The organism is Rhodococcus sp. NPDC127593 (genome assembly GCF_042671975.1).
GTDB lineage: Bacteria > Actinomycetota > Actinomycetes > Mycobacteriales > Mycobacteriaceae > Rhodococcus_F.
In genome coordinates, this window is the sequence record NZ_JBHXWI010000014.1 from 109,055 (window position 1) to 134,393 (window position 25,339).

Annotated in this window: 20 protein-coding genes; 15 read left to right on the forward strand and 5 right to left on the reverse strand. The window is 65.0% G+C overall.

Going from position 1 to position 25,339, the window contains the following annotated elements; all coding sequences use genetic code 11:
• Positions 1-8 precede the first annotated feature (8 nt).
• From ACFVJ3_RS15580 to ACFVJ3_RS15615, 8 genes are all read left to right on the forward strand, one after another.
• Positions 9-749, forward strand: coding sequence for an SDR family NAD(P)-dependent oxidoreductase (locus ACFVJ3_RS15580; protein WP_378452863.1), 741 nt, complete (start codon positions 9-11; stop codon positions 747-749).
• Positions 750-881: 132 nt separating this feature from the next.
• The gene (gene pcaF, locus ACFVJ3_RS15585; protein WP_378452864.1) at positions 882-2,078 is read left to right on the forward strand and encodes a 3-oxoadipyl-CoA thiolase; all 1,197 of its coding nucleotides are present in this window, start codon (positions 882-884) and stop codon (positions 2,076-2,078) included.
• Between the two features lie 8 nt (positions 2,079-2,086).
• A complete protein-coding gene (locus ACFVJ3_RS15590; protein ID WP_378452865.1) occupies positions 2,087-2,866 on the forward strand; it encodes an enoyl-CoA hydratase/isomerase family protein in 780 nt (259 codons plus the stop codon).
• Position 2,867: 1 nt separating this feature from the next.
• Positions 2,868-3,749, forward strand: a complete 882-nt coding sequence (locus tag ACFVJ3_RS15595) for a 3-hydroxyacyl-CoA dehydrogenase family protein (RefSeq protein WP_378452866.1) — start codon at positions 2,868-2,870, stop codon at positions 3,747-3,749.
• Between the two features lies 1 nt (position 3,750).
• A complete protein-coding gene (locus tag ACFVJ3_RS15600) occupies positions 3,751-4,902 on the forward strand; it encodes an acyl-CoA dehydrogenase family protein (protein WP_378452867.1) in 1,152 nt (383 codons plus the stop codon).
• Positions 4,903-4,913: 11 nt separating this feature from the next.
• Positions 4,914-6,089 carry an acyl-CoA dehydrogenase family protein gene (locus tag ACFVJ3_RS15605; protein ID WP_378452868.1) on the forward strand — a complete coding sequence of 392 codons (1,176 nt, stop codon included), beginning with the start codon at positions 4,914-4,916 and terminating at the stop codon, positions 6,087-6,089.
• Positions 6,086-7,069 (forward strand): acryloyl-CoA reductase, encoded by a 984-nt coding sequence (locus ACFVJ3_RS15610; protein WP_378452869.1) that lies wholly within the window; start codon positions 6,086-6,088, stop codon positions 7,067-7,069. The genes ACFVJ3_RS15605 and ACFVJ3_RS15610 overlap by 4 nt, the downstream gene beginning before the upstream one ends.
• Before the next feature lie 357 nt (positions 7,070-7,426).
• Complete coding sequence (locus ACFVJ3_RS15615; protein ID WP_378452870.1) at positions 7,427-8,155, forward strand: TetR/AcrR family transcriptional regulator; 729 nt, start codon at positions 7,427-7,429, stop codon at positions 8,153-8,155.
• Positions 8,156-8,473: 318 nt separating this feature from the next.
• Here ACFVJ3_RS15615 and ACFVJ3_RS15620 read toward each other — a convergent pair whose 3' ends face one another.
• The 5 genes from ACFVJ3_RS15620 to ACFVJ3_RS15640 form a co-directional block, all read right to left on the reverse strand.
• Positions 8,474-8,749 carry a hypothetical protein gene (locus ACFVJ3_RS15620; protein WP_378452871.1) on the reverse strand — a complete coding sequence of 92 codons (276 nt, stop codon included), beginning with the start codon at positions 8,747-8,749 and terminating at the stop codon, positions 8,474-8,476.
• A gap of 309 nt (positions 8,750-9,058) precedes the next feature.
• A complete protein-coding gene (locus ACFVJ3_RS15625) occupies positions 9,059-10,243 on the reverse strand; it encodes a thiolase family protein (protein ID WP_378452872.1) in 1,185 nt (394 codons plus the stop codon).
• A 209-nt stretch (positions 10,244-10,452) separates the two neighbouring features.
• A complete protein-coding gene (locus tag ACFVJ3_RS15630) occupies positions 10,453-10,725 on the reverse strand; it encodes a DUF3263 domain-containing protein (protein WP_378452873.1) in 273 nt (90 codons plus the stop codon).
• Positions 10,726-11,080: 355 nt separating this feature from the next.
• Complete coding sequence (locus ACFVJ3_RS15635) at positions 11,081-12,994, reverse strand: flavin-containing monooxygenase (protein ID WP_378452874.1); 1,914 nt, start codon at positions 12,992-12,994, stop codon at positions 11,081-11,083.
• Positions 12,995-13,656: 662 nt separating this feature from the next.
• A complete protein-coding gene (locus ACFVJ3_RS15640) occupies positions 13,657-14,040 on the reverse strand; it encodes an LLM class flavin-dependent oxidoreductase (protein WP_378452875.1) in 384 nt (127 codons plus the stop codon).
• A 373-nt stretch (positions 14,041-14,413) separates the two neighbouring features.
• On the opposite strand from ACFVJ3_RS15640, the gene ACFVJ3_RS15645 reads away from it, so the two are divergent.
• The 7 genes from ACFVJ3_RS15645 (at position 14,414) to ACFVJ3_RS15675 (ending at position 25,180) form a co-directional block, all read left to right on the forward strand.
• On the forward strand, positions 14,414-16,510 hold the full coding sequence (locus tag ACFVJ3_RS15645) for a hydantoinase/oxoprolinase family protein (RefSeq protein ID WP_378452876.1): 2,097 nt from the start codon (positions 14,414-14,416) through the stop codon (positions 16,508-16,510).
• Between the two features lie 10 nt (positions 16,511-16,520).
• Positions 16,521-18,818 carry a hydantoinase B/oxoprolinase family protein gene (locus tag ACFVJ3_RS15650; protein ID WP_378452877.1) on the forward strand — a complete coding sequence of 766 codons (2,298 nt, stop codon included), beginning with the start codon at positions 16,521-16,523 and terminating at the stop codon, positions 18,816-18,818.
• Positions 18,818-19,672 (forward strand): SDR family NAD(P)-dependent oxidoreductase, encoded by an 855-nt coding sequence (locus ACFVJ3_RS15655; protein WP_378452878.1) that lies wholly within the window; start codon positions 18,818-18,820, stop codon positions 19,670-19,672. The genes ACFVJ3_RS15650 and ACFVJ3_RS15655 overlap by 1 nt, the downstream gene beginning before the upstream one ends.
• 250 nt (positions 19,673-19,922) lie before the next feature.
• Positions 19,923-21,002 carry a CaiB/BaiF CoA transferase family protein gene (locus tag ACFVJ3_RS15660; RefSeq protein ID WP_378452879.1) on the forward strand — a complete coding sequence of 360 codons (1,080 nt, stop codon included), beginning with the start codon at positions 19,923-19,925 and terminating at the stop codon, positions 21,000-21,002.
• Positions 21,003-21,061: 59 nt separating this feature from the next.
• Positions 21,062-22,654 (forward strand): class I adenylate-forming enzyme family protein, encoded by a 1,593-nt coding sequence (locus ACFVJ3_RS15665; protein ID WP_378452880.1) that lies wholly within the window; start codon positions 21,062-21,064, stop codon positions 22,652-22,654.
• The gene (locus ACFVJ3_RS15670; protein WP_378452881.1) at positions 22,651-24,282 is read left to right on the forward strand and encodes a long-chain fatty acid--CoA ligase; all 1,632 of its coding nucleotides are present in this window, start codon (positions 22,651-22,653) and stop codon (positions 24,280-24,282) included. Before ACFVJ3_RS15665 ends, ACFVJ3_RS15670 begins: the two co-directional genes overlap by 4 nt.
• Before the next feature lie 103 nt (positions 24,283-24,385).
• Positions 24,386-25,180 carry an SDR family NAD(P)-dependent oxidoreductase gene (locus ACFVJ3_RS15675; RefSeq protein ID WP_378452882.1) on the forward strand — a complete coding sequence of 265 codons (795 nt, stop codon included), beginning with the start codon at positions 24,386-24,388 and terminating at the stop codon, positions 25,178-25,180.
• The last annotated feature ends 159 nt before the right edge of the window (positions 25,181-25,339 follow it).

A 25,339-nucleotide genomic window follows, 5' to 3' on the forward strand; every position in this document is an offset into this window, starting at 1 on the left:
GGCATGTCATGGGAAAGCTCGACAACAAGATCGCGATCGTCACCGGAGCCGGCCAGGGCATCGGAAAGGCCATCGCCCAGCGACTGGCGTTCGACGGTGCCACCGTCGTCGTCACAGATATCGACGAGGTCTCGGCCAAGGAGGCCGCCAGCGCGCTTGGCGGTGACTCCATCGGCCTGCGCACCGACGTTACCGACCGCCGCTCGGTCAACGAGATGGTCGACTCGGTGAAGACACAGTTTGGTCGCATCGACGTGCTGGTCAACAACGCGGGCTGGGACAAGGCGGAACCCTTCCTCGACTCCGAGCCCGAGACCTGGGACCGCGTCATCGCCATCAACCTCTACGGTGTGCTCAACACCTCTAAGGCGGTTCTGCCGATCATGGCCGAGCAGGGCAGCGGCCGCGTCGTCAACCTCGGCTCCGACGCCGGACGCGCCGGCTCCTCCGGCGAGGCGGTCTATTCCGCGGCCAAGGGCGGCGTCATCGCCTTCACCAAGGCCACCGCTCGCGAAATGGCCCGCAGCCAGGTCAGTATCAATTGCGTGTGCCCCGGTCCGACCGACACCGCGCTGTTCGCCAGCATGGGCGGCGAGAAGCTCCGTGAGGCGCTCACACGAGCGATCCCCTTCCGGCGACTCGGCCAGCCCGAGGACATCGCGAACGCGGTCGCCTTCCTCGCTTCCGCCGAGGCCGCCTTCATCACCGGCCAGACCCTCAGTGTGAGCGGCGGCCTCTCGATGGCCTGATCGGCCTCGCCTACGCCCACCCACGCGACGACCCGGAGCCGCCGTCATGTTCGATTCCACCCTCACTCACTCAGAGTTCACCTCGACCGGAAAGGTGCAGAAGTACACGTTGCGCAGCGAGATGGTCGCCTCATGAGCACCGCCTACCTCGTGACCGGCGTCAGAACCCCATTCGGGCGGTACGCCGGTGCGCTGGCCGCTGTCCGTCCCGACGACCTAGCGGCTAACACCCTGCGTGGTCTTGTCGAGCGCCTGCCCGGCGTCGACTGGTCGGCCGTCGACGATGTCCTGCTCGGCTGCGCGAACCAAGCGGGCGAGGACAATCGCAACATCGCCCGGATGGCGACCTTGCTCGCCGGACTGCCCGTCGACGTGCCCGGGGGCACGCTCAACCGCCTCTGCGGCTCCGGGCTCGACGCCGTCGCGACCGCCGCCCGCGCTGTGCGTTCCGGTGACGTCGACCTGGTGATCGCGGGTGGCGTGGAGAGCATGACCCGAGCTCCATTCGTAATGCCCAAGGCCGCCAAGCCGTGGGCGCGCGTCAACGAGATTCACGACACGACCATCGGCTGGCGCTTCGTCAACCCGCGGATGGCCGAGAAGTATGGCACCGACGCAATGCCACAAACCGCGCAGCACCTGGCCACCGAACGCAACATTTCGCGCGCCGATCAGGACGCCTTCGCTCTCCGGTCTCAAGAGCGCACGGCCAAGGCGATCACCAACGGTCGATTGGCCCGGGAGATTCTGCCCATTGAAGTGGAATCGGGCAAGGCCACAACCACGGTGGCCGAGGATGAACATCCGCGTGCCACCTCGCTCGAGGAGCTAGCTGCGCTGCCGTCGATTGTCACCGATGGCAGCATTACCGCCGGAAACTCCTCAGGGGTCAACGATGGTGCGGCCGCTGTGCTGGTCGCTTCCGAGGCGGCTGTCGCGAAGTACCACCTGCAGCCGCTGGCCCGTATCACCGCTGCCGCCACGGCCGGCGTGCCGCCGCGGATCATGGGGGTCGGCCCGGTCCCGGCCACCCGTAAGTTGCTGGCCCGCAACGGGCTCGACATCCGCGGGCTCGACGTGATCGAGCTGAACGAGGCCTTCGCGGCGCAGGCACTGGCGGTGCTCCGCGAGCTGGGTCTTCCCGACGACGCCGAGCACGTGAACCCCAACGGCGGCGCGATTGCGCTCGGCCACCCGCTCGGCGCCAGTGGCGCCCGGCTTGCCCTGACCGTGGCGCTCGAGCTCCACGACCGTGGCGCCCAACGCGCCTTGGCATCGATGTGCGTAGGCGTCGGTCAAGGCATCTCCGTATTGTTCGAGGCAGTGTGAGGACGAGATTGAACACCTACGAGACCCTTCTGGTCGACGTCACCGAAGGCGTCGCCGTCGTCACCATCAACCGGCCCGAGGTCCGCAACGCCGTCAGCCGTCAGGTGCTCGCCGACCTGCGCGCTGCGCTGGCCGACCTCCGCGAGGACGACACCGCGGGAGTGGTGGTGTTCACCGGCGCGGGGGAGAAGGCTTTCATCGCCGGCGCTGACATCAGTCAACTCCAGCACTACACGCCGCACACGGCGCTCGCCTCGGAGATGCAGTGCGTCTACAACGAGATCGAGGCGTTCGAGAAGCCGACGATCGCGGCTGTCAACGGTTTTGCGCTCGGCGGAGGCTGCGAGCTCGCGATGTCGTGCGACATCCGGATCGCCGCGGACACGGCCCGCTTCGGCCTCCCCGAGACGACCCTGTCGGTGCTTCCGGGCGCCGGCGGCACCCAGCGGCTGGCCCGCCTGGTCGGCACCGGCCGCGCCATCGAGATGATCCTGACTGGTCGGATGGTTCGGGCGGACGAGGCGTTGGCCCACGGCCTGGTCACTTCGGTGGTGCCGGCAGCCAAGTTGCTCGACGCGGCCCGTGAGACTGCCCGCCAGATCCTGTCGAAGGGGCCCCTCGCGGTCCGGCTCGCCAAGCTCGTGGTGCGCAGCGGGATGGACACCGACCAGCGGACCGGACTCGTTGTCGAGCGGTTGGCTCAAGCCCTGCTCTACACCACCGAGGACAAGCGCGAAGGCGCCGATGCGTTCCTCGGCAAGCGCCCGCCCGTCTTCCAGGGGCGCTGACATGGCCGAATCCACCAACGAATGGACGGTGCTCGTCGTCGGCGCTGGTGCGATGGGGTCGCAGATCGCCCTCGTCGCCGCCTTCGCGGGGCACCGGGTGCGACTCGTCGATCTCGACGCAGAGGGGCTGACGCGGGCCGAACGACAGCTGAGGGACCGGATGACTGCACAGATCGCCAAGGGCAGGCGGACGGTGGAGGAGGTCAGCGGAGCCTTCGCACGGCTCGACCTGCACACCGATCTCGCCGTCGCGGCCGACCGCGTCGACCTCGTCATCGAGGCTGTGGTCGAGGACCTCGAGATCAAACGCCACCTGTTCGCGACGCTCGGCGAGCTCGTTGCGCCGCACACAATCCTCGCGTCCAACACGTCGAGCTTCGTGCCTTCGAGGCTGGCAGACGCTGCGGAGCACCCGCAACGCTTCGTCAACCTGCACTTCTTCAACCCCGCCCTGGTCATGAAATGTGTCGAGGTGGTCCGCGGACCGGAGACATCGGTCGACGTCTTGACGCGGTCGGTGGCCTTCGTCGAGAGCCTGGGCAAGCAGCCGGTCGTCCTCGAGAAGGAGATCAACGGGTTCGTCGCCAACCGGATCCTCAACGCGGTCCGCGACGAAGCGATCCGCCTCTACGAGGGCGGCTACGCCTCGGTCGAGTCGATCGACCTCGCCTGCCGCACCGCCCTCGGCTATCCCATGGGCCCTTTCGAGCTGATGGACCTGACCGGCATCGACATCGGCTACCGGACGAAGAAGGCGAGGTACGCCGAAACCGGCGACCCGGGCGACCTACCCAGCCGCACCGTCACCGAGTTGGTCGAAGCGGGCCACCTCGGTCGAAAGAGTGGCCGTGGTTTCTACACCTACGACACCGCAGGAGCCTGACATGGACCTCTCCCTGACCGACGAGCAGCGAAGTTTCCAACAGCTCGCGCGCGACTTTCTCGACAAGGAGGTCGTGCCCTACCGCGCCCAATGGGACCGCGACGAGTCCGTCGACACGAGGATCATCCCGATGCTGGGTGAGATCGGGTTCTTCGGCCTCACCATCCCCGAAGAATACGGCGGCCTCGGTGGCGATTACATCACCTACTGCATCGGCATGGAGGAACTCGGTCGCGCCGACTCGTCGGTTCGCGGCATCGTGTCGGTCTCGATGGGACTGGTCGGCAAGGTGGTGCTCTCGCACGGCACCGAGGAGCAGAAGCAGCAGTGGCTGCCCGGCATTGCCAACGGCACGATTCTGGCGTGCTTCGGCCTGACCGAACCCGACAACGGTTCCGACCCCGGCAACCTCAAGACGCGCGCCACCCGTGAAGGCGACGACTACGTCATCAACGGCGCCAAGATTTTCATCACCAACGGCACCTGGGCCGACGTCTGCCTGGTATTCGCTCGAACGGGTGGATCCGGCCCCAAAGGCATCTCGGCCTTTCTTGTGCCGACCGACACACCCGGCTTCGGTCGGACCGAGATCCACGGCAAGCTCGGTCTGCGCGGTCAGGCCACCGCGGAGCTCGCCTTCGACGACGTGCGAGTCCCCGCGTCGGCGATGCTCGGCGAGGAGGGTCAGGGTTTCACAATTGCCATGAACTCCCTCGACAAAGGGCGGGTCTCAGTCGCCGCCGGCTGCACCGGCATCGTGCAGGGCTGCCTCGACGCAGTCGTCTCCTACTCACAGGAGCGCAAGCAGTTCGGCCGACCGCTCGCGTCGTTCCAGATGATTCAGGACATGATCGCCCAGATCTCGGTCGACGCAGACGCGTCGCGACTGCTCACCTGGCGGGCCGCCGACCTGATCGAACGCAAACAACCGTTCGGCACCGAGGCATCCAAGGCGAAGTACTTCGCGTCAGAGGCAGCTGTCAAGGCAGCCAACCTCGCCATCTCCGCCTTCGGCGGCTACGGGTACGTCGATGAGTACCCCGTCCAAAAGTACATGCGAGACGCGCGCGTCATGACGTTGTACGAGGGCACCTCCCAGATCCAAAAGCTACTCATCGGGCGCGCCGAAACCGGCATCAGCGCTTTTCTCTGAAAGGACTAGACATGGCCACCGATCCGCAGTCCCCTCTGGGCTTCTTCAACACTGGCGCGCTCCTCGAGGAAGACGACATCGCGATCCGCGACACCGTCCGCAAGTTCGTCGAGGTCAAAATCAAGCCGCAGCTGGCCGACTGGTACGAATCGGCATCGATACCCGTCCGCGAACTCGCCAAGGAGCTCGGTGGACTGGGCGTCCTCGGGATGCACCTCGAGGGTTACGGCTGTGCGGGCACCACGGCGACGGCCTACGGCCTGGCCTGCATGGAGCTCGAAGCCGGTGATTCGGGACTTCGGTCCCTGGTGTCCGTGCAGGGCTCGCTGGCCATGTTCGCGATCTGGAAGCACGGGTCGGAGGAACAGAAGCAGGAATGGTTGCCCCGGATGGCCGCAGGCGAGGCGATCGGCTGCTTTGGCCTGACCGAGCCGGACTTCGGCTCCAACCCGGCTGGTATGCGCACCCGCGCCAAGCGGGACGGTACCGACTGGTTGCTGTCGGGCACCAAGATGTGGATCACCAACGGCTCGGTGGCCGACGTCGCCGTCGTGTGGGCCCAAACCGACGAGGGCATCCGCGGGTTCGTGGTGCCGACGGACACGCCCGGATTCTCGGCGCCGGAAATCAAGAAGAAGATGTCGCTGCGTGCGTCGGTGACCTCCGAGCTGGTGCTCGACAACGTCCGTCTCCCTGAATCGGCCGTGCTGCCGGGTGTCACCGGGCTCTCCGGACCGCTGTCATGCCTGAACGAGGCACGCTTCGGCATCATTTTCGGTGCTCTCGGTGCGGCTCGGGACTGCTTGGAGACGGCGATCGCCTACGCGAACGATCGGGAGATTTTCGACAAGCCTCTCTCGAGCTTCCAGCTCACCCAGGCCAAGATCGCCGACATGTCTTTGGAGCTCGGCAAGGGCATGCTGCTAGCGCTGCACCTCGGACGGCTCAAGGACGCCGGGACCCTCGACCACCGCCAGGTCAGCCTCGGCAAGCTCAACAGCACCCGCGAGGCCATCGCGATCGCGCGCGAGTGCCGGACCATTCTTGGAGCGGCCGGGATCACCTTGGAATTCCCGATCATGCGCCATGCCAACAATCTGGAGTCGGTGCTGACCTACGAGGGGACCTCCGAGGTCCATCAGCTCGTCATCGGTCAAGCGCTCACCGGTCAGGCTGCCTACCGATGAGCCGTGCCTACGTCTTGCGGGAGACCGGCAGCGGTGTCCGAGGATCCCTCACCACAGTGCCCGTCGACGAACTTGGGGGTGGTGAGCTGTTCATCAGAGCCACCTACTCGAGCGTCAACTACAAAGACGTGCTGGCCGCCACCGGGCGTGCAAAGATCGCGCGACGTGTGCCGCTCGTGGGCGGCATCGACGTGTCCGGCGTCGTGGAGACCTCCGAAGACCCCCGCTTCCGACAAGGCGATCGCGTGCTCGTCACGGGCTTCGGCATGAGCGAGGACCACGATGGTGGCTACGCCGAATGGGCACGCGTCCCCGCTGACTGGGCGGTGCCACTCCCCGAGGGCATGAGCGAATGGGATGCCATGGCTCTGGGTACAGCGGGCATCACGTCCGCCCTGGCCCTGCACGAGCTGGAGTCGAGCGGAGTTCGTCCTGGCGACGGACCCGTGGTGGTGACCGGAGCAACTGGTGGTGCTGGGAGCCTGGCTGTCGCCATGCTCGCCCGATTGGGGTACGAAGTCACCGCTGTCACCGGCAAGCTCGACCAGGTCGACTACCTGCGAGGGCTGGGTGCCGCCCAGGTCCTGCCGCGCACGGACATCCCCCAACAGGTGCGGCCGCTCGAATCCGCCAAATGGGCCGGGGCGATCGACTGCGTCGGCGGCCCGAGTCTCACCTGGCTACTCAGCACGGCCCAACGACACGCGGCGGTCGCGACCTTCGGAAACGCCGGCGGGAACGATCTGCCCACCTCGGTCCTGCCCTTCATCCTCCGCGGAATCCGTCTGATCGGCATCAACACCGGCTACTTCTCCCATGAACTGCGCCACGCACTGTGGCGCCGGATGGGTGACGAACTGCGGCCCAAGGCCCTCGACTCGATCGCTCGGACGATCTCACTGAGCGAGCTGCCCACGTGCTTGGACTCGTTTGTCGGCTCCGGGACGATCGGACGAATCGTGGTCGACCTGAGCCGCTGAGCCGCTGAGGTGCTGGGTCGTGCGACGCGGTTTAGGTACCTGAGATCAGGAGACCCGCCAGTGTTTCGGGTAGTCGGGGTTATCTGATCGTGCCGGGGACAGCCGGTAGCTGGCGCCGTTGTTGAGGACGTCGGCGTGGTGAGGGTTTGCAGGTTGCCGGCGTTACGGCGACCGGGAACTGCAGAAGGTCACGCTCCGCGAGCCCTACTGGGATGGACTAGGCAATGAGGTAAAATGACCGGTTGACCTGGTCGCCGCGAACCGGCAGCGCGAATTTGGCCATGCGACCCCCAACGATGCCGGTGGACGATTGCGAGGCGACTCTCCCGCTGCCCTCACAACGGAAGGCTGCTTGACATGGAGACAGGCATCCACGAGCCGTCGGCGACCCCATCCGCCAACGGCGCGTCTGTCAACGGCACGTCTGGTCGGCAGACTCGTCGGCGTCTCGAGATTGCCACCAAGGCAGCTCAGGTGTTCGCCACAAGCGGCTACCACACAGTGGGTATGCGTGATGTCGCAGCGGCTGTGGGTATCAAGGGCGCTAGTCTCTACAACCACTTCTCATCCAAAGAGGAGATCCTCTACGAGATCGCATTGTCGGTCACGCGCGACACCGTCGAGGGTTACATCTCGATTCTCGATGCGCCAGGTCGAGCCGTCGACCGACTGGCTGCTCTGATCCGGGCCCAAATATCTTACGTCGCAGTCAGGCGAACGGAACATCTCGTGACGTTGGCTGAGTTGAAGGCGCTCACGGACGAGCACCGTCGGAACGTGCTGGACTACCGCACCTACTATCAGCGTCGGGTACGCGACATGATCATCGCTGGCCACCGCGCGGGAGATTTCCACACGCTGAATCCTGGTCTGGCGACGACCGCCTTGATGGACATGCTGAACGGCATCAGCGGCTGGTACCGCCCTGACATGGACGTCGATCTGCTCGCCGATGACTACATCAGGCTGGGGATCGGGGGCCTCCTGGGCTATCAAGGCGACGTCGAAGAGGTCTGTCGTATCGCGGTCGAGCTGATCCAGAAATCTGGTGTCCAGGTTCTCAAGGTTGAACCTGCGACGGGGTGACGGCCTAGCCGAACACCTCCGAGGAGAGGTCTCCGACAAAGCAATTGGTTTGGTCGAGGCTGCGGTGCAAAAGGCCGATGTCGAGTTGGACTGCGACAGGCACCACGCGTGACGCGGCCGCGATCTCGCGCAGGAGGTAAGCTCGACCGTCCCCTAGCGAGCTTGTTGGTGGTCAGCTCGTTCTCCCTGTGCTCACACACGGACCCGCGTTTGCCATGGTGGCGTTCCTCGATGACACGGACGGCTCGCGTCGCTGATAGGTCAGCTGTTGCCCGCACCGCGAGATCAGAATCGGCTCGAACAGTATTGCGCAACTGTTCACCAATGCAGACGATCCCGAACGCACCAAACAGGTGTCGTCGACTCCGTCCCGGTTCGGCGCATCTTGCAACCGGACGACATCGCCCACACCGCGGGGTTCTTCCTCGACCCCTGGGCCGGATTCGTCAATTGCCGCTGCCTGAGCACCTTCTCGATGCCGAGGAACGGAAAGGGCCCGGCCGCGCCGGTCGCGGTCAGAAGCCGTTCGAGCACCCGTTCCCAGGTACCGTCACCGGCAAGCCGCCCCGATGCCAGGACCAGATCGTCCGCCATGGGCTGAACACCTGCGGAACGTCGCGCCAAGCGAGCCATGCGTCGGTACCGGCAAATGATGCTTTCGACGATCGGCCGGGTATCGGCGAACGGATGAGCACGCCTGGCCCGTAGGGGCCGGCAACGTTTCCGCGATCACTTTCCTCTACGCATCCGACAACACCTGAAACCGAGTCACCCGAAGGTCGTCGTGCATAACGCTTTACGCGTTTACACTCTAGGTCACGTCGGGCGTCGACGGCCGGTAACAGGTGGGAAGTTATCGCCCCGGTCGGCCGAGCCGGGGACGATCACACTCGCGCGTGAGGGTCAGTGGACTCGGCGCACTAGTGCGGCGAGGGCTTGGCCGCCGCCGATGCACATGGTGACGATGCCGAGTTCGAGGTCGCGGCGGATGAGGTCTTTTGCGACCCGGAGGGTGAGGATGGCTCCGGTGGCGCCGACGGGGTGACCGAGTGCGATGGCGCCGCCGTAGGGGTTGGTCTTGTCCGGGTCGAGTTTGGCGTCGCGGATGACGGCGACGGCCTGTGCGGCGAAGGCTTCGTTGAGTTCGATGGTGTCGATGTCGCTGGGGGTGGTTCCGGTTTGTTCGAAGAGCTTTTTCAGGGCGAGGACCGGGGCGTAGCCCATCACGTCGGGTTCGAGGGCCGAGGTGGTGACGGCCTCGAGGGTGACCAGGCCGGTCAGGCCGCGGTCGTGTGCGGTCGATTCGCGGGCCAGGACGAGGGCGGCGCCGCCGTCGTTGATGCCGGAGGAGTTGCCTGCGGTGACGGTGCCGCCCTTCTCGAAGGCGGCGCGCAGGGTGCCGAGGGTGTCGAGGGTGGTCTCGGGTTTGGGGTGCTCGTCGGTGGTGATGGTGGCCGGTCTGCGGCCGCCGACGTCGACGGGGGTGATCTCCTCGGCGAACGCGGCTTTCGCGGCATCGGTGGCGGCGCGTCGTTGCGATTGCAGGGCGAACTCGTCCTGCTCTTGACGGCTGACGTTGTACTTGCGGGCGACGTTCTCGGCGGTGACGCCCATGTGGATGCCGTGGAAGGGGTCGGTGAGCATTCCGACGGTGCCGTCGACGAGTTGGCGGTCACCGAGCTTGTAACCGGCTCGGGCATTGAAGTCGTAGAACGGCATCCGGGACATGTTCTCGTTGCCGCCGGCCAGCGCGAGGTCGAGCCCGCCCCAGCGGATTTGCATGGCTGCGGACCATACTGCTTGCAGACCGGAGCCGCACAGTCGGTTGACGGTGTACGCGGGGGTGCTTGTCGGGAGGCCCGCGGCGAGTGCGACCCGCCGGGCGTTGTAGGCGTCGGGGCCGACCTGACCGATGCAGCCCATCACGACCTCACCGATATCGTCGGGAGCCACACCGGCCCGGTCGAGGGCTGCCTTCGCGGCGGTCGCGCCGAGTTCGTGGGCGGGTACGTCCTTGAAGACGCCGCCGAAGCTGCCGACGGGTGTGCGGGCGCCATCGACGATCAGGATGCGGTCAGGGGCGGTCATGAAGGTCCAATCTGTAGAGGATTGTGCGGCGGGGCAATTGAATGGAGGCGACGCAGTTGATCGTGCGCGGGCGGATCGCCTGGGACGACCGGGCGTCAGGCGCCGGGGGCTTGCCGATGGCACAATCTGTGAGCGTTTGTGTCCGGGGTGCGAGGTTCCACATCAGGTGACTAGCGGAGTCCTCGGACAGGACGGTGACCACCTAGCATCTAACCGGCAACAGGGCTCCGCCCGGCTGGGCTAGCCGCGACCGCTCCGCGCCGCGAACCTACCTTCGGGGGAATTGAATAGGTCGCCTTGAGGTTCTCCCGAACGTGATCAGCGATGGATCTCGCAGCGACGAAGGTCAAGATCCGGTGGATGCGCATATTGAACTGCGCAGGGGTCATCCCGAAGTTCACCAGTATGTCCTCGCGCCGGGCTCCTCCGTAGGGCAACCATTGGCTCGCGAAATCAAGCAGGTCTTGGTCTTGACGGGTCATTGTTCCTCCGTTCGCAAGCGCGGATGCGCCCCCACTCGCACCGGTGCGCGTTCTCCGTCTGATTGGCGCTCATCAGGAGTTGTGGCACGATCGGCTGGGTACGAAGTTCCAGGACCTACCGCGGGCGGGCAGGCTGATTCGAGGCCAGCCATCGAGATCCGGATCGATTCGGGGAGGCAGCATCGGAGCGTGACCGCCGCGACGGCGGTCAGAGCGTCGAGCATCAGGTGTGGGCATCTTCAATCCTGTTCAGCGTCTACCCGGGAACTCGGTATGGAGTTGCCTCGCCTCACGACAGGTCGTGAGGCAACTCCATACCGTCGAGCAGCCAGTGCTGCTGGATTCGTTCACGTGACTAGCGCCACGTGTAGTCCTCGACGTTCAGATGACGCGTCATCGCGTAATAGTCGACGATGCGCCAGGGCATGACGGCGACTACTCGTCCCGATTCGTTGCGGTACCAGTTGGTCATTCTGGTATCGGTCCACACGAGTTCGTCGTGGGCGCGGTCGACCGCCTTTCCGTAGGAGGTGTACACCTCCGGTCGGCACTCCACAGTGGTGGCTCCCGTGGCCGCAGCGTGCGTCAGCGCCTGCATGATGTAGCGCACATACCACTCAGCGATCGGAATGATGCTTCCGCCGTGGCCCAAACCGGTATTCGGTCCGAAAGCGAGGAACAGGTTGGGCATTCCCGGGACCGTCATCCCCAGGTAGGCACGAGCGTCCGTGTCCTTCCACATCTCGGTGAGGGACATCCCGTTTCGGCCCGTGATTTCCATGGGAAAGAGATACCGCGTGGATTCGAATCCGGTGGCGAGAATGACCACGTCGAACTCGCGACGAGTGCCGGCACTGTCGGTCAAACCGGTCGCGTCCAGGGAGACCACCCCCTCGGTCACCAGCTCGACGTTGTCGCGTCGAAGCATCCGAAACCACCCGTTGTCGAGGAGCATCCGCTTGCCGAAGGGAGGATAATTGGGAGTCGACTTCTCGATGAGGTCCTGCCGGTCCCCCAACTCCTCGGCCATATAGCGCTCGAAGAACCGGCGGTGAGCGTCATTGACCACGTTGATGGACGCCCCATCTTTCGGCCACTCGGGATCGACCTTCAAGGTCGGGTGCACCCGGTCGTTGACGATCCAGCTCAACTTCGCCCGGTACCACCGGGCGTAAAACGGTACGTTCCTGTGCAGCCAGTGCAGACTCTCGCCGACCGGCGCGAAGTAGTCGGCATTCGGTGCGATCCACTGGGGTGATCGCTGGAAGACCGTCAGGCTGCCGACCTGATCCGCGATCGCGGGCCCCACCTGCATGGCGCTCGCGCCGGCCCCGACAAGCGCCACCCGTTTGCCGGTCAGGTCCAGCCCCTCGGGCCAGCGGGCCGTATGGAAGATGTCTCCAGTGAAGACGTCCAACCCCTCGATGTTCGGCAGCTTCGGTCGGTTGAGCACTCCCACCGCGGTGATGACGAAGTTGGTGACGATCTCGTCGACCTCACCGGAGCGCCGCCGTACCCGGGCCGTCCAGGTGCTGGTTTTCTCGTCGAACGTGAGGCTCTCCACTTCACTGTCGAACTGGATGTGGCGCCGCAGGTCGAAGTGGTCGGCGAAGTCAGCCAGATAGGTTTGGACCTCGTCGCGCTTGCCGAAGAACGTCGACCAGTCCCGGTCGAAAAAGGAGTACGAGTAGAGATGGCTAGGGGTGTCGACCCCGGCCCCGGGATAGGTGTTCTCCCACCAGCCGCCACCGACTTCGCTGTTCTTCTCGACAACGACGTGCTGGATCCCGGCCTCGCTCAGGCGCAGGGACGCCAGCATGCCGGACACCCCTGCACCGATGACCAGCACGGAGAGAGCGCCGGTGTCCACGGGATCTGCCTCGGCCTGGTCCGGGGCGAAGCCGAGCATTTCCGACATCATGTCCTCGTACTCCGGCGGCACCTCCTCCCCGTTCATGAAGCTGAGGATCTCGATCAGCTCGTCACCCACCAACTGCGGCACGGCGATCTCGGCGCCGTCCGCCCACGCCACGATCGCGTCATAGGCACCACGCCGAACCTCCGCCTGCGCCGCCTCCGACAGCCCACCGCTCCGATTCTCATCCATACCCTTGGCGCGCGTGGGGCGGAAGGCGTCCGAGATCCAACGACGGTCGCCGGTGAGTTGATACGTCACCACACTGAGAGCGGGGATGTTCGCGTTCTCCAGGGCATCAACCAGATGGTCGAGGTCCATCGGCGCCCGATGGTGTGTCTCACTCAAAGTCATATCGAAAACACTAACAGTGGTTAGTCTCTTCGTCTAGGCCCGGCCAGCAGGTCGCGCAGAGTATTTATGTTGGGTGGAGACCAAAACTCGTGTGTCGCGGCATCAGACGTGGTGCCAGTGCCTAACAGTAGTTAGCCTTCGCTAGGTCGCTAGGTCGCTAGGTCGCTAGGTGGCTAGGTCGGTCGCGCACCATGTCGTCGTACGCGTAACGGTTCGGCAGCGGTGATCCGATGCACTCCGTGATCATTCGAACGGTGCGCGCGTCTGGGTCAAGGTTAGGAAGATCCCCACTTCGTCGGTGCGGCGGCGGATCTCCTTGTTGAGTCACTCAACTAGGTGAAAAGGTCCACCGTGCCTGGAAGAGTCCCGCGAATGAGCGATGGGTGGACGTATTTCGCGTCGGAGATCGACCCGACCCGGAGAAGGTCATGAATTTCATTGATGACCATGGCTTCTCGGTCGGTCTCGTACTGCGGGTATTGAAGTGGCGGCCTCGACCTACTACGACTGGCGGTCCCGGCGCACCACGCCGTCGCCGCGCCGGCGCGGCGACGCGAACTGCTGGCGTTGATCGACTAGATCCGCGGCTCACACGAGTTCGCCGCCACCTACGGCTTCCCCTCGGGTCTCGCCAGTTGCCGCATGAAATCCGGTGTCCACCCTCAAGGGGCAACCTCACCTGCCCGGTCTTTCCGACAGTGGTGTGGTGGCAGAGCCCCGGTATACCGAGCGTACGGGAATCTCATCGAGTCCCGTCCGCAGCACGACTCCCGGGGCGTCATGTGCGGGAGCCAGACGTCCGCATACCGAGCCGCGCGACGGATCGCACCCGGCCTACGGGCCCCGAGTCCCACCGGTGGTCCACCCGTTTGCACCGGCTTCGGATATAGGGTCAGCCCGTCCACGGACACGAACTCACCCTGAAATGTCGTCGGTGCGCCCGTAAACAGGCTCCTTATGAGAAGCAAGGACTCCTCCAAGCGGCGGAACCTGGCCGCTCGATGCGGTTGATGCGGTCGAGGCACGAGGCACGAGGCACGAGGCACGAGGCACGAGGCCCGAGGCAGACGGCACGGCGGCAGCCGTATACGACGGTGCCTTCATCAAACGGCCGAACGTCCAACTTAGCGCGGAGCGCAGTTGGGCTACGAGCTAGCCACCTCACTGCTCGAGTACGTGTGAGGTTCTTGTCGGCAGCGCTGTAAGTCGAACACTGATCGAACGCATCAGAGGTGGTTAGCACGCTTATCGATCTCCGGGGGGACGAACGGCCTGGCGCACACCACCGAAGAGCGTGGCGGGGATTGACAGGGCAGGAATATAAATTCATTATTGGTGAACAGAAATTCAGCATCAAGATATCGGCAAGTTACTCGAGGCTGAACGCGGGGCTGTGCCCGGCGAGAGGAAGGCAGAAAAATGGTGTACTCAATCGGGACCGACACGGGTGGCACGTTCACCGACACGGTGGTGGTCGACGAGGCTGGCGCGGTCACGGTAGGCAAGCGCCCATCGACTCCGCCGGAGTTTGTGGAGGGCGTCCTCGACAGTGTTGGGGATGCTGCCGGGAAACTCGGAGTCTCGGATTTGCTGTCGCAAACCTCGACGTTCCTGTATGGGACGACCATTGTGGTGAACGCGGTCACGACTGGTCACGTCGGCCGGATCGGATTGCTCACGACACAGGGTTTCGGAAGCACGCTGGACATCGCCCGCGCGGGAAGCCGCACGAACGGCTTCACCAGCGACGAGATGCACTGGTTCGCCCAGCGGCGCAAGCCCACAGCCCTCGTTCCGCCAAGTCGGCGGTTCGTTCGTGAGATCCCCGAACGAGTGGACTGGAGCGGAACGATCGTCGCCCCTCTCGACGAGGAGGCTGTGAAGCATGCCGTCCAGTCCCTGCTCGATCTGGAAGTCGACTCGATCGCCGTGTGCTTGTTGTGGTCGTTCCGCAACGACACCCACGAGCAGCGCATCAAAGAGCTCTGCGCCGATGTTGCGCCCCACCTCCCGGTGACCTTGTCCAGCGAACTCGTGCCGAAGCTGGGCGAGTACGAACGAATGGCGACGGTCGCCTACAACGCAGCGCTCGCACCGATTGCTGCCGAACACCTCAAGAGGCTCAATTCTCGCCTCACAGCGGGGGGGCTGGGGACCAACGGCGCGTTGGTGATGCAGGGCAACGGTGGCCTGGACACAAGTGAGCGCGCGGCGCAGCGCCCGGTGAACCTGATCGGCTCAGGTCCGGCAGGCGGAGTACTGGGATCCAAGCTGATCGGTGATGCACTGGGTCTGGACAACATCATCTGCACGGACGTCGGTGGCACCACGTTCGACCTCGGCCTCATCGTGTCGGGCCAGCCTTCACTCACTCCCGCCGCGGTGGTGCGCCAGCACCGGCTCTACCTGCCGATCGTCGATGTCGTCTCGATCGGCGCTGGTGGCGGCAGCATTGCTCAGGTCGACACATCCAGCGGACACCTGACAGTGGGCCCCCAGAGCGCCGGCGCACGCCCCGGCCCTGTGTGTTACGGAGCAGGCGGCACGCGCCCCACGGTCACCGACGCTGATCTGGTGCTCGGGCTGATCGACCCCGAGTTCTTCCTCGGCGGGACGATGAAGTTGGACAGGCAAGCCTCGTACGACGCCATCCGTACCCAGATCGCCGAGCCGCTCGGACTCGACGTCGACTCGGCAGCAGCAGCAATCGTCGAGATCGCGGACAACCACATGGCCGACTGCATTCGGCAGCACACCGTGGAACGGGGCCACGACCCCCGAGACTTCACCACTTTCCTCTACGGCGGCGGCGGACCGCTGCACGGCACGTCGTACGCCGCAAAGCTCCAGACCAAGGGAATGATCGTCCCCGGCGGTGCACTCGCCTCGGTGTTTTCCGCATGGGGTATTGCCGGCGCGGACATCCACCACACACATCAGATGTCCCGCCCGCAGCTGGCGCCCTTTGAGGCGGCGCAGATCAGTGAAGCCTTCGAGCTTCTCGAGAAGCAGGCCGAAGACCGGTTCGGTGTCGACGGGATCGAACCGGACAAGCGCGTGATGAAGCGTGTCGGCGAGCTGCGCTACGCGAGTCAGACCCACGAGGTCGACATCCCCGTCCCCGACGGAGCGGTCACCGAGGAGAGTCTCGCTCGGGTCGTCGCCGCGTTCGAGGAACGTTACGAGCACCTCTACGGGAAGGGCAGCGGCGTCCGGGAAGCCGGCATCGAGTGGGTCAACTTCCGAGTCCAGGCTTACGGAGTTCGCGCGAAGCCCCAGTTGCCTAAGTTGCCGCCGGGAGATCCGCGGCCGACACCGTTCGGACATCGAGACGTGTATTGGTTCGAGGCCGGTAAGAGGCTCAGCACCGCCGTGTATCGCGCCGAAGACCTGTCTGCCGGCAGCCGCCTGCAGGGACCCGCTGTCGTCGAACTTCCGACCACCACAGTCGCGCTTCACCCTGGTCAAGACCTGGCAGTGGACGAGTACGGCAATTACCTGATCACCAGCGCCTAGGAGAGTAGACATGACCATCCCAGGATCCGATCGTTACGAGTCACGGGCCAAGCTGCGCGAAGACCTCGAGATCGACCCAAGTCTGCCGATATTCACCGTTCCCGACGACCACTCGAACGACCCGGTGACCTATGCCGTGGTCTCGAACAAACTTGCCCAGATCAACGACGAGGCCGGCGCGACGACGAGGAAGGTCTCGGGATCCATCATCGTCACCGAGGCCTACGACTTCAACACGGCCCTCACCGATGCGCGGGGCGACGTTTTCGGTCTCGGGCCGTACATGAGCATTCACGGCACGGCGGTCCAACGTCTCATCCAGTGGACGCTGGAGAACCGCAGTGCCAATCCGGGGATCCGGGATGGCGACGCCTTCCTCGTCAACGATCCCTGGGTCGGATCCGCACACCAGAACGACACCGCGCTGCTGCGACCCATCTTCGTCGAGGGACAGTTGTTCGCTTGGACGGTGACCACCCTTCACTTCGTCGATCTCGGCGGCCGCTACCCGTCGAGCTTCGTCCCCGACGCCGAGGACGTCTTCAGCGAAAGCCTGCCGATCCCGCCGATGAAGTACCTCGAGGGCGGCGTCGTCAGGAGCGATGTCGAGGACATGTTCCTTCGCCGATCGCGTATGCCCTTGTCCGGAGCGCTGGATCTTCGTGCACTCGTCGCATCCACGGCGGTGGCAGACCAGCGGATCAGGGAACTGGCTGCAACGTACGGGAGCGTGACTGTCGCCGCTGTCATCCAGGAGATCCTCGATTCGACGGAGAAGAAGTTACGAGAGCGGCTAGCCGCACTTCCGGACGGCACGTGGCGGCACCTGCACTTGTGGGAAAGTTCCGGTGCCGGAGATCGTGGGCTGTACCGCCTGCCCATGACAATGACGAAGATCGGTGATCGACTCAGTTTCGATCTCACGGGCACGGATCCCCAGAAAGGCTTTTTCAACTGCACACGGACGCTGAGTGAAGCGTCCATCGTCGCCTCCGTGCTTCCGCTCCTGTGCTTCGATCTGCCCTGGGCGACCGGGGCGATCCTGCGCGTGTTGGATTTCTCGTTCACGCCGGGGTCCATCATCGCGGCCCAGTTCCCCGCAGCCGTCGGAGGTGGGGGCAGCCAGAGCGGGTGGACGTGCATCAACTCGTCGACCGTCCTGATTTCGAAGATGCTGGCGGCTGGACCGGCAGAGATGAAGGAGCAACTGTTCGGCGTCTCGAACGGCGGATGGGTGGCGCAGTGTCTCGGTGGTCTGGACCGAAACGGCAACGGGACGTTGGCGTTGTCGCTCGACCAAGCGGCAGGCGGAACCGGTGCCAGGTCGTGGGCGGACGGCGATGACGCGGCAGGCATGACGCTCAGCCCGGGGTGTCAGATCGCCAACGTCGAGGCTCAGGAGTGGTATCAGCCGTTGCTGTGGCTGTACCGCAAAGAACTGCCAGACAGCGGTGGCCCGGGTCGGTTCCGCGGAGGCACCGGGGCGGCGTCCGCCGTGGTTCCGCACGGAACCCCGGCCCCGATGTTCGCAATGTGCTTCAGCTCCGGTTTGGCGACTCCGAACGGTGCCGGATTGAATGGCGGGTGGCCCGCCAAGTCCTCCTACTACCAGCTTGTTCGAGACTCGGATATCCATGACCGCTTGACCGCTGGTCGAGTCCCGGCTGATTTGGACGACCTGTCCGGATCGCATGAATGGCCGCACCCTAAATCGGTCATGCTTCCCGTCGGCCTCGACGACGTCTATGGCATCGGTTGGTCTGGAGGTGGTGGTTACGGCGATCCGCTCGAGCGTGATCTCGCGGCGGTCGCCGACGATGTCGATGCTGGCCTCGTCACTCTCGACCACGCGCGCGACGTCTACGGAGTTGTCTTCTTGCAGCCGTCGAACCCGACATCTGCGTCGAGTGTGGACGAGGACGCCACAGCCCGGCTGCGCGCGAGTATCCGACGGGACCGCCTGGGTCACGAGCCGATGTCCGCTGGCGATCGAGTGCTCCCCGACGGTCATCGGTGGCTCGACGAGAACATAACGGTGTCACCCGAGGGGGCGGCCGCGTGTGGACGGTGCCAGACACACTTGGCCGATCCGGGCGAGTCTTACAAGACGGGAATGCGCATCTTCGAGCGACCTCTCGGTGATACCGACAGAGTCTGGCAAGATCCCGCAACATACTGCGACGACGTCGACCTGGTTTTCCGACAGTTCTTGTGCCCCGGATGCGGCACGCTGCTCGAGGTGGAGGTCACCTTCGCCGACGAACCGCCCCTGGAGGACAAGCGCTTGGTTTCGGCAGGAGCGAAGTGATGACCGAGCGACGAGAGCCGGGTCTGGACCTTCCCGTATACGTCGGGGACGACCTGCAGGGCCGCACCGCGATCGTGACCGGTGCGGGCGCTCAGGCCTCCGGTATCGGTAACGGGCGAGCAGCCGCGGTGCTGCTCGCCCGGGCGGGTGCCCGAGTGGTCCTGGTGGACGCGGTGGCCGACCGACTTGACGAGACCATCGACCTGGTCGCGCAGGTGGGCGGTGAATCACTGCCCGTGGTCGCCGACGTCACCGATGAGACGGCGTGCCGCAACATCGTCGAGGCAACGCTGGAGCGTTTCGGCGGCGTCGACGTGCTGGTGAACAACGTTGGTGTCGGTGGCCCGCCCGACGACGTCGTCGATCTCGATATCGAAGCCTGGCGGCGCCTCGTCGACCTCAACCTGACATCGATGATATTGATGTCGAAGTTCACTATTCCGCACATGCGGGCCGCGGGCCGCGGTTCGATCGTCCATCTGTCGTCACTGGGCGGGACCATCAGCCACCCCCGTCCCGCATACGCCGCGACCAAGGGTGCGGTCCTGTCGCTGACGAGGTCGATGGCAGTGACCCATGGCCCGGAGGGCATCCGGGTCAACGCAGTGGCCCCCGGCATCGTCTACACCCCGATGGTCGCGGCCGAAGGCCTGTCCGACGAGGCCCGCCGCCAGCGGGCCGCGATGGTCCCCTTACGGACCGAGGGCACCGGCTGGGATGTCGGCGAAGCTGTGTTGTACCTGGCCGGGGAGCGAGCCCGATGGGTCACCGGCACCACCCTCACGGTCGACGGCGGATTCACGGCGGACCTGCGCATGAGCGTTTCCACCACGATGCACAACCCCTCACGCTGATCCTCCCGTCCTCTCGGTTCCGAGGCGGTGGCGGGCGCAGTGACGTGCGAATGGGGCTGCGCCCGCACCGCCGGGGACGCGTGCGACGGGTGCCCGCAGCTCTTCGCGACATGAACGAACGAACTCGACCAGGAGGCAGCATGAGAGACATGGAGTGCCGGACTGCAGGTGCAGACGCCGGCATCGCGGACGTGACCTCCCGAGGATCCCGCGTAGCAGCGGGACGACGTGAGCTCGTGGGGACGTACCCGTGACCGGGCCACTCGACGGCATCCGCGTCCTCGAGCTCGCCGGCATCGGGCCCGGGCCGCACGCCGCGATGATCCTTGCCGACCTCGGGGCGGAAGTCGTCAGGGTGAGCCGACCTGGTCAGCCGCCCACGTCGGACGAGGCAGTCCTGAGGGGACGTCGGCACGTGGTCGCGGACCTGCGGGACGTACAGGACCGAGACGCCGTCCTCGACCTCGTCGAGCGGGCCGATGTCCTGGTGGAGGGATTCCGCCCGGGGGTGACCGAGCGCCTGGGTCTGGGCCCGGAGGCCTGCCTGGAGAGAAATCCCCGGCTCGTGTACGCGCGGATGACAGGCTGGGGCCAGACCGGACCACTGTCGAAGACCGCGGGCCACGACATCAACTACCTCTCGATCACCGGCCTCCTGCATGCGATCGGGACGGCCGACCGACCGATTCCGCCGCTCAACGTCGTCGGCGACTACGGCGGGGGCTCGATGTTCCTCGTCCTGGGTGTCACCGCAGCGCTGCTGCAGCGCGAACGAACCGGGCGTGGCGACGTGGTCGACGCGGCGATGGTCGATGGCGTCTCGGTCCTCAGCCAGCTGATCCTCGATCTGCGCGCAGAGCCGAGCTGGGGCTGGACGAACCGGCGCGAGAGCAATCTCATCGACGGTGGTGCGCCCTTCTATCGGACCTACCGCTGCGCCGACGGACGCTTCATCGCCGTCGGCGCCATGGAGAGACAGTTCTTCGAGATGCTCGCCGAGGGCGTCGGGTTGAACCCTGAGGAGTTCCCCGACCACATGGACGCGTCCTGCTGGCCCGTTCTCGAGCAGCGCCTGACCGCTTTGATCGCGGAGCATTCCCGGGACCACTGGCAGCAGACCTTCGAGGGGACGGATGCCTGCGTGACGCCGGTACTCACGTTCGACGAGGCGGCCCAGCACCCGCACGTGGTCGCTCGTCGCTCCTTGTCCATGGTCGATGGTCGCCTGCAGGCGGGCCCAGCCCCGCGCTTCTCGATGCCGGCTGAGCCGGCTCGCTCAGCCGATGTGTCGGATCTCGTCGCGTGCCTGGAGCGATGGACACCGCGATGAGCACGCCACCACCGCGAATAACCCAGTTTTTGAGATCAAGAGGAGTGATCAGTGTGAACATGAGTCAGGTTGCGGATGTCCCCAGCTATCCACTCGGGACCGTCGCCGATCTTTGGAACGAACGAGTCCAACGCTCCCGCGACTCGCTCTTCATCCAGTTCCTCGACGGCAACCACCTGCCGGGACGCGAGGGGCACTTCGGTCAGGTGCAGATCGTCACCTACGGAGACGTCGACGCCCATGCGCAGGCGGTCAGGGCAGAGCTGGACCAGGTGGGTGCCACCACCCACACCCGCGTGCTCCTGCACATGGGCAACGGACTTCCGTTCGTCGCCGGCTTCCTCGGTGCCACCATGACGGGAGCAACGGTCGTCCCGACGATCGTGCAGAACACCCCGCACGAGCTCGAGTTCACGATTCAGGACAGTGGTTGCAAGGTCGTCGTCGTCGACAAGGCACACCAGGAGAAGGCGGAGGAGATCTGCCGGCGACTGGAGGTGCCGCTTCTGCTGGTGGAGGACGACGGATCGATGACGTGGGTCCTGGGCAAGGATCCGGGGACGTCGAGCTCACCGAGCGAAGCGACTGCGGCGCGGTGGGACGACGTCGCTGTCATCATGTACACGTCGGGCACGACGAGTCGCCCCAAGGGCGTCATGCTCTCCCATCGCTCACTCGTCTCCGCAGGCGAGATGAACGCCCAGCAGATGAGGTTGGCCAGAGGCGACCGCATGCTCTGCGTCCTTCCCCTCTTCCATGCCAATGCGCTGTTCATCCACCTGCTCGCCACCGTTGCGACCGGGTCCGACCTGGTGGTGCTGCGGCGCTTCAGCGTTCGCGCCTACTGGACCATCGCGAGGGCCTATCGAGCCACGGTCGGGAACCTCTCTGCCGAGACGCTGCGGCTGCTCCTGCGCGAGCCCCGCAAGGACACTGATCGCGACCACAACATCGATCGGATGCTGTTCGGCATGCCCCTGGCTAGGGACGAGGTGCTGGCCATCGAGGAACGGTTCGGCGTCACTCTCGCTCACCACTGGGGACTCACGGAGTCGACGGGGGCTGCCACCAGGTCGATGTTCTACCGAGGTGAGCTGCCCGCCGACAACAGCATCGGTCAGGTGTGCCCCGGATATCGAGTTCGGATCGTCCGCGAGGACGGAAGTCTCGCCGACTTCGACGAGACGGGGGAGCTGCAGATCGCAGGGTCTGGCGTCTTCCTCGGGTACTGGAGCCAGCCGGAGGAGACCGAGGCCGCGCTGGAGGGTGAGTGGCTGCGCACCGGCGACCTCGGTTCCATCGACGAGCGAGGCAACGTCCGCTTCCAGGGCCGCCGGAAGGACATGATCAAGGTCAAGGGCGAGAACGTCGCCGCACTGGAGGTCGAGCGAGTCATCGGAGACATTCCTTCGGTCGCGAGCGTCGCAGTGGTGGGTCGCCGCGATGACATCTATGGCGAGGTGCCCGTTGCGTACGTGGTCCTGACGGAGGACTCGGACCTGACGGAGCACGACATTCGCGCCTACTGCGAGAAGAGCATGAGCTCGTTCAAGGTTCCGCACGACATCCACCTGATCGACGAGATGCCCATGACGCCTGTCGGGAAGATCCGGAAGGTTGACCTGCGCAACTGGGCGGCGGGCAGCCAATGACCCTCCATACCGCCTCGCCGTTCAACCTGGCCTCGTTGCTCGAGCGCAGTTCGGCTAGGCATCCTGGTCGCACAGCTGTCGTGCTGGGGGACCAGCGCACCAGCTTCGCCGACCTGGACCAGGCCGCGAACCGCGTCGCCAACCTGCTGGTGGGCAAGGGGGTCGAGCCCGGCGACAAGGTGGCGCTGATGTGCCCGAACGTGCCGTGGTTCTCCGTCGTCTACTGGGGGATCCTGAAGGCGGGGGCGACCGTCGTGCCGCTCAACGTGCTGCTCAAGGCGCCCGAAGTTGCCTACCACCTGACGGACTCCGACGCCGTGGCGTTGTTCGTTTTCGAGGGGACCGCCGATCTGCCGATGGCCCAGGAGGCGCAGGACGGCTTCGCTGCAGCGGCTGGTTGTCGCGATCTTGTGGTGATCACCGCGGATGCGGACGCAACGTCTCCCCTGGAGGGAGTGGCGACCTTGGCGCAGGCATGGGTCGATCAGCCCGGCTCCTTCGACACGGTCGAGACCAGTGGGGACGACACGGCCGTCATCCTTTACACGTCCGGGACGACCGGTCACCCGAAGGGCGCGGAGCTGCGTCATCGCAATATGCGGGACAACGCTCTCGCCTGCCAGGAGCTGTTCGGTCTCTCGGAGGACGACCCTGACCGCTACCTGTGCGTGCTGCCCCTGTTCCATTCCTTCGGTCAGACCGCCGTCCAGAATGCCGCGGCAGCCTTTGGTGGCACGCTGGTCATGCTGCCCCGGTTCGAGGCGAATGCGGCTCTGGAGTTGCTGCAGAAGGAGGACATCACCTTCTTCGCCGGTGTGCCGACGATGTATTGGGGTCTGTTGGGGGCGCTTCGGCCTGGCGGAGGCCGAAGTTCGGTCGACGTGGAGCGCATTGCCCGCAACCTGCGCGTGGCCGCGTCGGGCGGATCGCCACTTCCAGTCGAGGTGCACCGTGAGTTCGAGGAGAAGTTCGGTGTCGTCATCGCCGAGGGTTACGGGCTTTCGGAGACGTCACCTTTGGCCAGCTTCACGCCGTTCGGCACGCCGGCGCGTCCGGGTTCGATTGGTCCCGCCATTCCCGGTGTGGACATGGAGTTGATCGCCCCGAGGAGTTGGGAGCCGATCGAGTGGACTCCCGACGCGATCGGGGAGATTGCGATTCGGGGCCACAACGTGATGAAAGGCTATTACAAGCGTGGCGAGGCCACTGCCGAGGTGATCGGCCCGGACGGTTGGTTCCGGTCGGGTGATCTGGCCCGGCGCGATGCTGACGGTTGGTACTACATCGTCGACCGGGCCAAGGACATGATCATCCGAGGTGGGTTCAACGTGTATCCGCGCGAGATCGAAGAAGTTCTTTTGACGCACCCTGCCGTCTCGCTGGCCGCTGTGGTGGGAGCGCCGCACCCTTCGCATGGCGAGGAGATTCACGCCTTCGTCATACCCAGGCCGGGTGAGGTCGCGGATCCGGACGAGATCATCGCGTGGTGCAAGGAGAGGGTGGCTGCCTACAAGTATCCGCGGGTGGTCGAGGTGGTCGACTCGCTTCCGATGACCGCAACCGGAAAGCTCCTCAAACGTGAGTTGAAGGGCGGCCTTCCGAGCCGGAGCGCTGCCGTGAGCGGTTGATCGTCAGGGCGGTCGTGCCCGGCAGCAGGTCGTCGCTTGGCCGCACCTGCGCGCGTAGTCCTGATCGGCAAGAAAGTTTCCGACACGATATCGAAGGAGAATGATGAATTCCACGGTTATCGTCACGGGTGCAGCCAGGGGCATGGGCGAAGCCCACGCCAAGAAGCTGGCGGCGGATGGATACTTCGTCGTGACGGCGGACGTCCTGTCCACCGAATCGGTGGTTTCGGACATCGTTTCGAGCGGAGGGTCGGCGTGCTCGTGGACGCTGGACGTCAGCTCGGTGGAAGGGTGGGAGACGCTCGTTTCCCACATCGACTCGAATCTGCCACCACTGCGCGGGTTGGTGAACAACGCGGCCGTCGGAAACCGAGACGGACTGATGGCGACGACGGACGACGAATGGCGAAAGGTCATCTCCGTCAACCTGGACGGAACTTTCTACGGCATGCGTGCAGTGGCGGAGTCCATGCGTGTCGCTGGCGGCGGGTCCATCGTCAACATCTCATCGCTGGCAGGAATGGTCGCCCACAACTCGGTTGCCTACACGGCAAGCAAATGGGCAGTGCGGGGCCTGACCAAGAGTGCGGCGAACGATCTCGGCCCCTCGAACATTCGCGTCAACTGCGTACTCCCGGGTCTGTTCGACACTCCGATGCAGACCGAACCGAAATGGGCTGCGATGGCCGCGGCCTGGCAGGAATCCCTGATGAAGTCAATGGTGATTCGCCGCAAGGGCGCCGGCGAGGAGATCGCGAAACTGGTGGCATTCCTGCTGTCAGACGATTCCAGCTTCGTGACGGGCAGCGAGTTCGTCATCGACGGGGGGATGCTCTCGTACGGCGTGTTCGGACGTGCACGCGACGAAGCGCAAGCCCTTTTCTCGGCAAACGATTGATGGCCCCAGTCGATGCCTGAGCACCTGCAAAGCCGTCCGACGCGATGACGCTAGATCGACGCCGGCATCACCCGTCTTGCATAAGGTCAGTTTCCCGCCTCCTGATGAGAGACGGGTAAAGAGAATGGACCAGAAATGAATGTTTTGAGCAAGAGATGC

What these genes read in the sequence shown, in the direction of transcription:
- ACFVJ3_RS15580 (WP_378452863.1), top strand. Translation starts at nt 9, where the DNA reads ATGGGAAAGCTCGACAACAAGATCGCGATCGTCACCGGAGCCGGCCAG.
- pcaF (WP_378452864.1), top strand. Translation starts at nt 882, where the DNA reads ATGAGCACCGCCTACCTCGTGACCGGCGTCAGAACCCCATTCGGGCGG.
- ACFVJ3_RS15595 (WP_378452866.1), top strand. Translation starts at nt 2,868, where the DNA reads ATGGCCGAATCCACCAACGAATGGACGGTGCTCGTCGTCGGCGCTGGT.
- ACFVJ3_RS15600 (WP_378452867.1), top strand. Translation starts at nt 3,751, where the DNA reads ATGGACCTCTCCCTGACCGACGAGCAGCGAAGTTTCCAACAGCTCGCG.
- ACFVJ3_RS15605 (WP_378452868.1), top strand. Translation starts at nt 4,914, where the DNA reads ATGGCCACCGATCCGCAGTCCCCTCTGGGCTTCTTCAACACTGGCGCG.
- ACFVJ3_RS15610 (WP_378452869.1), top strand. Translation starts at nt 6,086, where the DNA reads ATGAGCCGTGCCTACGTCTTGCGGGAGACCGGCAGCGGTGTCCGAGGA.
- ACFVJ3_RS15615 (WP_378452870.1), top strand. Translation starts at nt 7,427, where the DNA reads ATGGAGACAGGCATCCACGAGCCGTCGGCGACCCCATCCGCCAACGGC.
- ACFVJ3_RS15620 (WP_378452871.1), bottom strand. Translation starts at nt 8,749, where the DNA reads ATGGCGGACGATCTGGTCCTGGCATCGGGGCGGCTTGCCGGTGACGGT.
- ACFVJ3_RS15625 (WP_378452872.1), bottom strand. Translation starts at nt 10,243, where the DNA reads ATGACCGCCCCTGACCGCATCCTGATCGTCGATGGCGCCCGCACACCC.
- ACFVJ3_RS15630 (WP_378452873.1), bottom strand. Translation starts at nt 10,725, where the DNA reads ATGACCCGTCAAGACCAAGACCTGCTTGATTTCGCGAGCCAATGGTTG.
- ACFVJ3_RS15635 (WP_378452874.1), bottom strand. Translation starts at nt 12,994, where the DNA reads ATGACTTTGAGTGAGACACACCATCGGGCGCCGATGGACCTCGACCAT.
- ACFVJ3_RS15645 (WP_378452876.1), top strand. Translation starts at nt 14,414, where the DNA reads ATGGTGTACTCAATCGGGACCGACACGGGTGGCACGTTCACCGACACG.
- ACFVJ3_RS15650 (WP_378452877.1), top strand. Translation starts at nt 16,521, where the DNA reads ATGACCATCCCAGGATCCGATCGTTACGAGTCACGGGCCAAGCTGCGC.
- ACFVJ3_RS15655 (WP_378452878.1), top strand. Translation starts at nt 18,818, where the DNA reads ATGACCGAGCGACGAGAGCCGGGTCTGGACCTTCCCGTATACGTCGGG.
- ACFVJ3_RS15665 (WP_378452880.1), top strand. Translation starts at nt 21,062, where the DNA reads ATGAGTCAGGTTGCGGATGTCCCCAGCTATCCACTCGGGACCGTCGCC.
- ACFVJ3_RS15670 (WP_378452881.1), top strand. Translation starts at nt 22,651, where the DNA reads ATGACCCTCCATACCGCCTCGCCGTTCAACCTGGCCTCGTTGCTCGAG.
- ACFVJ3_RS15675 (WP_378452882.1), top strand. Translation starts at nt 24,386, where the DNA reads ATGAATTCCACGGTTATCGTCACGGGTGCAGCCAGGGGCATGGGCGAA.